Annotated in this window: 13 protein-coding genes; all 13 read left to right on the top strand. The window is 35.5% G+C overall.

The features are described 5' to 3' along the window. The coding region (locus tag ACR65M_RS25365) for a hypothetical protein (RefSeq protein WP_440274779.1) at positions 1–199 on the top strand (199 nt) is incomplete at its 5' end. Between the two features lie 55 nt (positions 200–254). Beyond that, positions 255–1,016: a hypothetical protein gene (locus ACR65M_RS25360; protein ID WP_440274778.1), complete on the top strand. Its 762-nt coding sequence runs from the start codon at positions 255–257 to the stop codon at positions 1,014–1,016. 15 nt (positions 1,017–1,031) lie between these two features. Continuing rightward, entirely contained in the window at positions 1,032–1,943 is a 912-nt protein-coding gene (locus ACR65M_RS25355; protein ID WP_440274777.1) for a hypothetical protein, read from the top strand. Between the two features lie 166 nt (positions 1,944–2,109). Then, positions 2,110–2,262 carry a hypothetical protein gene (locus ACR65M_RS25350; RefSeq protein ID WP_440274776.1) on the top strand — a complete coding sequence of 51 codons (153 nt, stop codon included), beginning with the start codon at positions 2,110–2,112 and terminating at the stop codon, positions 2,260–2,262. 27 nt (positions 2,263–2,289) lie between these two features. Further along, positions 2,290–2,439, top strand: coding sequence for a hypothetical protein (locus tag ACR65M_RS25345; protein ID WP_440274775.1), 150 nt, complete (start codon positions 2,290–2,292; stop codon positions 2,437–2,439). Positions 2,440–2,506: 67 nt separating this feature from the next. Further along, positions 2,507–2,680, top strand: a complete 174-nt coding sequence (locus tag ACR65M_RS25340) for a hypothetical protein (protein WP_440274774.1) — start codon at positions 2,507–2,509, stop codon at positions 2,678–2,680. Between the two features lie 79 nt (positions 2,681–2,759). Beyond that, positions 2,760–2,933 carry a hypothetical protein gene (locus tag ACR65M_RS25335; protein WP_440274773.1) on the top strand — a complete coding sequence of 58 codons (174 nt, stop codon included), beginning with the start codon at positions 2,760–2,762 and terminating at the stop codon, positions 2,931–2,933. Between the two features lie 62 nt (positions 2,934–2,995). Then, the gene (locus ACR65M_RS25330) at positions 2,996–3,373 is read left to right on the top strand and encodes a hypothetical protein (RefSeq protein ID WP_440274772.1); all 378 of its coding nucleotides are present in this window, start codon (positions 2,996–2,998) and stop codon (positions 3,371–3,373) included. A gap of 11 nt (positions 3,374–3,384) precedes the next feature. Next, on the top strand, positions 3,385–3,912 hold the full coding sequence (locus ACR65M_RS25325) for a peptidase M23 (RefSeq protein WP_440274771.1): 528 nt from the start codon (positions 3,385–3,387) through the stop codon (positions 3,910–3,912). A 254-nt stretch (positions 3,913–4,166) separates the two neighbouring features. Continuing rightward, entirely contained in the window at positions 4,167–5,090 is a 924-nt protein-coding gene (locus ACR65M_RS25320; RefSeq protein WP_440274770.1) for a flagellar basal body-associated FliL family protein, read from the top strand. 338 nt (positions 5,091–5,428) lie between these two features. Continuing rightward, positions 5,429–8,629, top strand: coding sequence for a PKD domain-containing protein (locus tag ACR65M_RS25315; RefSeq protein WP_440274769.1), 3,201 nt, complete (start codon positions 5,429–5,431; stop codon positions 8,627–8,629). Positions 8,630–8,989: 360 nt separating this feature from the next. Next, positions 8,990–9,244, top strand: coding sequence for a hypothetical protein (locus ACR65M_RS25310; protein ID WP_440274768.1), 255 nt, complete (start codon positions 8,990–8,992; stop codon positions 9,242–9,244). A gap of 404 nt (positions 9,245–9,648) precedes the next feature. After that, entirely contained in the window at positions 9,649–9,807 is a 159-nt protein-coding gene (locus ACR65M_RS25305) for a hypothetical protein (protein ID WP_440274767.1), read from the top strand. The last annotated feature ends 213 nt before the right edge of the window (positions 9,808–10,020 follow it).

Here is a 10,020-nt window from a genome sequence, read left to right as displayed (position 1 = left end):
TTTAAACTTTTTTATGAAGGCTACCAAGCGAAAGCGCGGTAGAAAAATCTGTGTCTATTTTCTTGACATAGTATCATATACTTTATCTGATTTTAATCGTTGTAGCTCTTTGGACTTCCAAAAACATCATGTTCTCTTCTTTACAGGTAAAATACAACGAATGGAATTACAAGTATCGTATAAGGAAAGTAAGAAGTAACATCGACTTTTCAAAGACAGCTTCCTACAAGAATCCAATTCTCAAACGCCTAAATTTGCTTATTAAGACAACAAGGGATGAACGCAATGAATATGACGTAATCGTGTTTTTAACCATCACTGGCATGTTAGCGGTTATCTCTTGTATATTTATGCTATTTGTGTTCGGTGATGTATTAGTATCGGTTGTTTTTGGGGTTTTAATTGGTTTCATACCGTACTTAACGCTTCGACTTCGATTAAACAAAATAAGGTATCTCATGAGTTTAGAATTTCTTAGCATTGTTCAAAACTTAACCCAGAATTACAATGCCATGCATTACGATATGTACCATGCTTTAACAGAAACGCAAAAGGATGTAAAAAGTGCTGATCTAAGAAAAGTATTAATCAAACTAGTATCTGATTTACAAGTTTCTCGGAATGAAAATGAATTAAGAGAAAGCATTCAAGTGTTTACATATACTGTTGGAACGAATGTTTCTAAGCGATTAGGTAGTGTTATTTTAAAAGCCTATTTATACAACGAAAAAGTATTGAATGCCCTCATGGTTTTAACTAAGCAGCTTGAGGAAACCGAGGAAATGTTGGAAGAAGAAAAATCCTCTACGCTTGATTTCGTATATAACGGATATTTAACAGCGCCTGTATTTATCGGTTCATTAATTCTAGGGTATTTTTCTAGCGGGGCGCAAGACTGGTTTGATTTGCAGTTTGGACATGCATGGACGATATTCCTGTTTTGCCTTAGCTTGCTTGGTGTAGTTTTTTCAATAATCATATCGATTTTCCTAAAACGACCGAAAAATGATCTGTAAGAAAGGAGGGGCAACATGGAAGAAACTTTTATATTTAAGCACCTTGACCTGTTTGTATATGTTTTTTGCTTCATCCTTTCAGTTATTGCAGGGATTCTCGTTTATTCAGGTTTAACCACTAAAGGTGAACGATTGCAGACACGTATTCGAATAAGAAACAGCATAGAGAAGAACAGGCAAAAAGTGGTGGAAAATTCAAGACAAAGTAAAGCAGAAGAATGGTTGAAGAAAGCTCAATATCCATTAGGGTTTAATGGAATACGTTACAACTTAATCCTAGGTGGTTTCTTATTATTCCTATTCACTTACTACATCACGTTTCCTATGTTATTTGGGGAAATTGGGAAGGGAACCATGATTGCGTTTGTTTGTATCTTAATCTTTGGACTACTTGCTTTACCTCACTTTCCTTATTCATTGTTCTGTTTCATTATGAGACGAGTGATAGACTATCACAATGCTAAGAAGTATGCGGAAGTTTTCCTTTTATATGATTTATTGATTAATGAAATTGAAATGATGACAGTGAATCGGATTAATACGTACAACGTGTTACGTAATATTAAATCGCATTTCATTATATTGGAGAAATCATTTACGGTGTTGTTATCTTCCTGGAGTAATGATGAAGGACCAAAAGTAGCATTAGATAAATTTGCGGAAGAATTAGGCTCAAAAGAATCTCAATCTTTAATAGCTGTTATAAAAACATTAGATGATGTGGAACGAAGTACTGCCTTGAATCACTTGAAAGGTATGCATAGCATGTTTACTCGATCACAGATTGAAAATTATCGAAGAAGGAAGAAAATCACGACTGATCTTTTAGGAATTCCTATTAAGGCGACACATTTCATTATTATATTAAATTTTATGGTTGTAGTGGTGACAATGGTAACTATCATCATGAGTAATTCTAGACTATAAATAGCTGGGGGTGGTTGAAATTAAAACGTCAATTAGCAAGTTTATGGGGATAGCAATAGTTGCTGTTACGATTTCGGCATTTATTTTCGGAACGATGCATCTTGTTATGAAAGACTTATCCGACGACGTGAACGATTATATTACGACTAGTGGTGGATGATAGTTTATGAACAATTCATTAGGGTCTTTTATGCTAATAGCAGCAGTCATGTTAATTATTGTTACCTTGTTATTTGGAGTAGCTTATGATGCTCTGAAAGAAAAAAATGACAAACACGAAGGTTTAATGAAAACAGAACACCAAATTGAAAGGAAATAAATTATTACATTAAGGGAGGTGATGCATTTGAATAAATCGCTTGCTACTTTTCTCGGTATAGCCATAACAGTACTAGCAATTTCGGCTTTCTTATTCTTTATGGCCTATAACATGATTGGAACTGAAGCAAATCAGTATAAAACTGAAATTGATTCAATGAGTACTAACTTACCATAAACCAAGTTTGCAATAACAATTTATATAAATCTATTAAACATTAAAAAGAAAGGGTGAATCTTAATCCATGAATAAGTCATTATCAACCTTCTTAGGCATCGCAGTAACAGTTTTATCAATTTCAGCATTTCTGTTCTTTATCGGATATAACATGATTGGTGATGAAACTACAGAATACGATACCCAAATTAGTGCAGTTGATAGAAATTTACCTGATGGTCAAACTGGTTCTAATAACTAATTTATCCTGGCATTTCGAATCATATGAACAATCTCATTAACAAATTAAATTATCATTTAAACTATGGGGGAATTTTAAAATGAATAAAAGTTTATCCACTTTCTTAGGTATCGCAGTAACAGTATTGTCTATCTCAGCTTTTTTATTCTTTATCGGCTATAACATGATTGGTGAGGAGACAAGTCAATATGATACTCAAATAAGTGGAGTTGACGGAAACCTACCTGATGGTCAAACAGGATCAAATAACTAAATCGATTGAACCATAGTGGAGGGGATTCTCCCCTCTATTATGATAAAAGGTAGGGAAAGTATATGTCTAAAACTCTAGCTGAATGGATGACCTTATTTATTGCAATAAACATTATGTTTGCACCTATATTATCATATGTCGATAGTTTGAATAGAGAAGCAGTTGAAGTCGTTTTAGCCGAAGGGGCTAAAAAAGCCTCGATAGAAGGTAGATTTACACCAGTTATCATTCAAGAAATGAAAGATACACTTGTTAACAAGTACAACTTTGATCCAAAAAAGGTTACAATCACAGGCACTCAAACCCTAACACCACGTAATCAGTACATAAAAGGTAGTATTAAAGCGCCCCGAAGTTTTATTTTTGTTTTAGATATCTTTAATCCGAGTCCTAATACATTTGAAAAAGACATTAAAATACTTAGTGAATACATCAATTAGGAGTTTTCTATATGGGAACCGCATTACGAACAATCTTACTTGTTTTGCTATTTGCGATTATTACACAGATCCAATTTAATCTAGATGCAGATAAAACCGCTACACGTCAAATGAAGAATGCTTTGGAGATAGCTACTCATGATGCAGCACTTGCGGTTGATCCTGTTTCCTTTTCTAACGGAAAAATTGTCTTTCAAAATGGGGATAGGGTAAATGGAAATCTCCTACCTAATACAGCCTTAGAAAATTTCAATAAAAGCATTGAGAGTAATCTAAATGTGACAAGTAGTGGAGGACATTTATTTACACCTACTTCCACTTCATTTTTTAAAAATAACTTAAGTCTAGTTGAATTAATTTATCTTGATGATCGAGTAGTAAGGACATATCCATTTACCTACTCACATCCTGACTATAATTTTACCCAAAAAATAGAAGGTCCAAGTATAATTGCCATTATGATTACCGAAAGTCCCCGTTGGTTTGTTGGTGGTACAACCGTTATCAGACAAGCTGCGGTTTATGAATACAAGAAATAATTTCCTTAAGAATCTATTGATAGAATTGTTTGTCAGACTTATAATAGATGTATAACATTTCCTATTCTGTTTAAGTGCAACCAATTCGGTTAGCGGGTTTAAGTTATGAGCGGTTCTTTGGGACTAAGTTTTTTAGTATCTTGTTATACGTCTGTATATCGAGATCATTAAAATTCCCGAAGAACCGTTTTTTTATTTGTTCTTAAAAAGGGAAAGTGTTATATCATTACAGTAATTAAGGGGGAAATCAGAAAGTGAAAAACGTTAAGAGAGTGTTTCTAAGTACATTAATTAGCGGGCTATTAATAGGATTGGCGTTACCGCAAATTGCGAATGGAGAAGAAATTCAAAGAGGTAGTTGCACATTAACAATAGAATCAGATAAACATACTATGAGTAATCCAGCAAACGCTTCGGAATCATGGTGTAATGTTTTTGGAGCATATGTTGAAGCTACAGGTCAGTTTACGGTTAATGGTTCAATTAATTACCCATTAAATGCGGGTACTCACAATTATGTAATAGGTACTCCAAGTGGTCCTTATGGTGAAGCAAATTTGACTATTTACGCTATATATAAGGAAAAACCAGCACCTAAGCCCCAGCCGAAACCCGAGCCAAAACCTGAACCTAAACCACAACCGAATCCAGAACCAATACCTGAGCCTAAGCCAGAGCCTAAACCAATCGTTCAAAATCCGACTCCAAAGCCTTCGGAGCCTACTAAACCTGTACAAACACAACCAAAACAGCCATCTACGAGTGAAAAAAAGCAACCTAGTACAGGTGGGAGTACAAGTCAATCTAAGGCTAGTAGTACTACTACAGCACCTAAAACTACTTCTGTAAGTAAGGATAATGAGCAAACGAAATCTACTTCAAAAAAGAAGGAAGACGAAAATAAAGGTTCCGTAGAAGAAACAGAAGATGAACAGGATAAAGGCTCAGCGAATGAGAGTGAAAAAAAACAAGAACAAGAAGAAATAATCGAGGATGAGTCTTCAATCGAATCAAAAGAATTAGCATCAGCTGATGAGGTTATTTCTACTACTAAAGATAACAAAGAATCACAATCAAATACTGGAAAAATAGTATTCACCACACTGTTGGTTTTACTAGTAGCAATTGCAGGTGGTACAGGATACTTTTGGTGGTTTAAAAAAAGAAAGTTAAATTGAGAAAAACTAAATAAAAGCTATAAATCTATTTGTTGCCTCCCTGTCATTTATTTGATAATATTATATTAATTAAATTACTCAGAGGGAAAACCCCTAGAAAGTGATATACCATTGGTATGTCTATTTCTAGGGGCTTTTTTTTATGGTTTTTTAAATGTTCTTTAGAAAGGCGGTGAAACTTACTGAAAACCTACAAATTTATAGCCATTATCGGAGTGATACTGTTAGGGATATTTCTATTTGACTCTAATAATACCCATGCAGCTTCCTCTCCATATGAAGTACCGAATAATGTTCGTACTGGGTGGAGTGCTAACTACGGGGGTAAAACCTATGATATGCGGACTGGAAGAAACATTGTCTATGATATTTACAGTAGTAAATACATCAGTGGCGGATACCAAATTGTCAATAAAACATTTAGTGGTCATAGCAACCAACCTTACTTACGATTTACCGGATGGGCCGTTAACTTTGGACACAAACACCATACTTCGAGTAACCATGAAACGTATATTGTTGCACAAAGAACATCCGATAATTCTACTAGAATATATTCAACAATTCCGATCAATTTAAGTGCAACTGAAGAAGTTGAATACAACAACCAAGGTTCAGGTGTGTGGAATCAGTGTCCTTCGACTGCTACCAATAAGTCGAATATTCCTTCTCAGGATAGTGGATGTAACATGACATACGTAAATGTTGGGTTTGATGCGTATATTCCTTTAAATGAATTAGTTCCAGATAAAAATTCAAACACTTCATGGAGATTGTATCTTGTAAAAAGAGTAGATTCTCATATTGTTTATACCGAGCTTATTTTACCCTTTACTCTAAGCAACCTAAGTTTTAATAGTGATACGATTACAGGTAAAATATCCCTTAGTAGTGGTGTAAATGCTAACCAATTAATGATGAGAAGTTCTTCGGTTATACGGAGAACAGCACCTAGGTCAACTAGTGGAAGTGGTTCAACATTAGGTTATTTTGTTACCGGACAATATTACACACGAACAACCCAAGATGAAACTGGTACAACCGTTTGGTATGGCGTTGCTGATGGAGGAGGAACTAGATGGACCAGCTCCTCTTATTGGGCTTTTGGAGGCTCTCAAGCTATTATTAGTTATGATGCGCCACCAAAGCATAACTCAGCAGCGATTACAGGTCATAATTATAAAAATGGGAATGATTACTGGGCTAAACCAAATGATCCTGTAAATATTGAACTAAGACAATATGACCAAACCGGGAATGCTAGGCAATATTTGATGTTGAATGGTAATGGAGTGGACGCAAGAGCCTGGCATAATTTTGCGCAGTCTTCTACATGGTTTGATTACTTTTTACCTAGTCCGAAATCTCCCCATGTCGATATTACTGCAGCAAGTCGGATTGAACATGCTAGTGGTTATGGAAAAATACGTTGGACAGTAAACCCTAAAACACATGGGCACTCTTACGATGTTAGGTATTATTATCAAGATACTGCAAATAACACGATTGGGTATAACAGTACTGGATTAAAATTAAGGGTTGATGGTGTAGCCCCTGTCCTTAGCTGGAATGATGTTCAAAACGCTGGGTATGTGAACGGAAATACTTATTGGTACCTACCTGGTTCTACCGCAACGGTCAAAATACAACAAAAGGACCCAGATTCAGGAAACGCTTATGGTTATATGAGATTAGGTGGTAACGGAGTAGATGCGAGGTTTATGCACAATTTTGGTGTGCATGCTTGGAACCATATTCACCAGTTTGGTAGTCAAGGTGGTGTATGGTATGACAACACAAGTAATCCTCATGTCCCGCTTGTTTCGGGCGGTAGTGATGGTCACTCTGATCCAACCATCGAACAACTTGCATATACGGTTCGTCTTAATACTCACGGTCATCTATATAGTGTCGAGTATCACTTTATAGATAAAGTTGGAAATACCACTAATGGTTATGGTCAAACAGGTAAGTATATTGGAGTAGATGGGGCAGCTCCTACAGTCCAATTCCGAAATAGTGCTGATACAGCCAATTATCCAAATAGGGATTGGTCAAGCGCCGAAATTCGCGTTAGATTGAAACACAGTGATGCACATTCGGGATATAAACGCTCTCGCTACCACTGGTCAACTTCCACAAGTACACCTGCAGAATCATCATGGTCGAGTTGGACGACTAGTTCAAATTATGAGGCTACTAAATCAGGTAGCGGACAATGGTATCTCCACGTTCAATCTGAGGACAATCTTGGGAACAGATTAACTACTTATAGCGGGCCATATAAATTCAATACACCGCCAGTTCCAGACTTCACATGGAATCCTAGCACCATTTATAACGACACAAACGTTACATTTACCAATAGGTCTTCGGATGCTGACGGACACACATTAACGTATCAGTGGGCATATTTAAGTCCTGGCTCCAATACATGGGTAAACTTTTCAACTGCTAAGGACCCTACTAGAATACTAAACAAGCAAGAAGTGTGGAAGATTAGATTAACAGTGAGTGATAGTATTGAATCGAGATCCGTTGAGAAGTCAATAACAGTGTTAAATCGTACACCAGTACCTAATTTTACTGCTACACCTAATCCGACAGACCGATTAACTACCGTTACATTTACGAATAGCTCCACAGACCCAGACAAAGATGTGCTTGCATATGTTTGGGAATATCGCATAAAAGGGACTACCACCTGGACTAGAATGGCTACTACTACAAATGCTTCATTCAAGTTCCCAAAAGTAGCAACCTATGAAGTACGATTAACTGCGTCTGATAACTGGGTGAGTGCATCAAAAACAATTGATATTGTCGTAAAGAACATAAAGCCAGTAGTTGAATTAACCTATGAATTGCCAACTTCTCCGCTTCCAAACGAAGTTTGGGAAGGGGATACCGTAAAAGTCTGTGCAAAGGTAACAGATGCTGAAAATGACCCTTTGACAGTAAAAATTTACCTTAAGAAGGATGGAGGAACGGAACAGGTTGTACTCAATCAGAGTAACTTAACAAGTGGCAGTAAACCTTGTTATACGTTTGTTACAGAAGTTGGTCGCTATGATATAAGAGTAACTGTAAATGACCCATATGATGAAATTGGAACATCAACTTGGTTTAACTCTAAGGATTTAATCTTAATAAGTTATGTGAAACATACCCCTGATTGGTTAGCAAAGCATAATGATTTAGGACACGCACCACATCAATTCTACAGTGGCGAAAGATTCCTATTAGAATCCGATGTTTCACCATATCCGGTTAAATCACTTACTTCAACGATGAATGGTTATCAATCTAATGATATTTCTGTAACAAGACTTGTAAATCTATCAAAGGTTTCTAACATCTTGTATATAGGTGAACTATATGATCAGAAGTTCCTAGAACATCCTACTAACTTAAAAGTCGGTCCTGTGTCATTCTTGTTTAAAGTGAAATACGTAAATGGTGTTGTCGAGGAATATACTGTACCAATCGAAATTATTGCGGATGGGTTTGAACAGTATCGCATTCACCGTAAATATTAATTTAAATCGCCTATTACGATGAAATTTTTCAAAATTAATCGGAATCTGTTCATAATTAGCCGGAATGAAATTCATAATTATTCGGAATCGACTAATTGCAACTAGGAAATAGAGAAGTTTTGCTTCTCTATTTTTTTAGTTAATAATGTATAAAAATTCGGAAAAAGGGGGATGGTTTAATGACAAATTTTTGGATAGTGCATCGTTCTAAGTCAGCCGGAGATAACCTCAAATGCTTAACTATTGCTAACATTTATTGAAAGAGTACAGATTGATCTTTATTCAGCAATCGGGCAGATAGTTTAAGAAGAAGTAGGGTAAATTAAAGATTTAGAAACGTATTTAAAAGGAGTTTCGGAATTGAAAAAATCAAATATTTTACCTTACAGTTTATTGGTTATAATGATTGTGAGTTTAATTGGGGTTTTAATCACTCAGGAGAATATGGTATTGGTTAGGATTTGGTTAATTTCTTTAGGATTCCTCTTGATTGTTTTATTTTTAAGGTTTCCAGAAAAGGCACATAAAGATTGGTCTAAAAGAGAAATAAGTGATTTATCTTCAGTTATCTTAGGAACTATTATCGAGTTTTTACCTTATGGGTTATTAGATTAGGCGGGGTGATAACTGGAATTGTAATTATAGTTATTGCCTTGTTTTTTATTTAACGGGTGCTTGAGTTAAGGATCAGCTGCCAATTTAGGCAGCTTTTCTTAGGTAACGGGGGGTTAGTGCAAGAAGGACTTTTGTGAATGCTAAAAAAACTTCAAATATACAAACTGAATCAAGGTTAGCTAAATGAAAAATAAAGTGAAACCTATTTTGATAACAATAATCACAATAATTGCTGTATTGATGGTTAGTAAATATGTATTTAATATAATTGTTTGGAGATATGTGTGGAAATGATATTGTACAAAAAGTCCGTTCTCCTAGTGGTGAGAATGTCGCTTATGTTTTCGAAAGAAGTTGTGGTGCAACAACGGGATTTTCACCTCAATTATCCATTTTAGAAAAAGATGACGATTTTCAAAGTGAATCGGGAAATACATTTAGGTCAGATAAAAACTGAATGGCTTGATGAAAAGAACCTAAAAGTTATTTATGATAAATCCTCTGAAACTTACGAAATGGATAAAAAAGTGAATGATATTGAGATTGATTATGTAGGAAAATAAGAGAAATTATGTCTTGTTCTCAACGAAGGGTGCGATTGTTCAATTAGAGTAATCGCTTTTTCTTGTTCCGCTAACGGAGCAGCATTCCTGTAATGGATGAAAATGAGATTTGAGAATAAAAATAACCTCTTGGTAGAATAAGAGTGTCCAACGCTTGCCGGCTAAAAGGACAATCTAATAAAACCAGGAGGCTATTCAAATGAATTATAACCA

Source organism: Ferdinandcohnia sp. SAFN-114, assembly GCF_059415045.1.
This window is presented reverse-complemented; position numbering and strand designations above follow the sequence as displayed.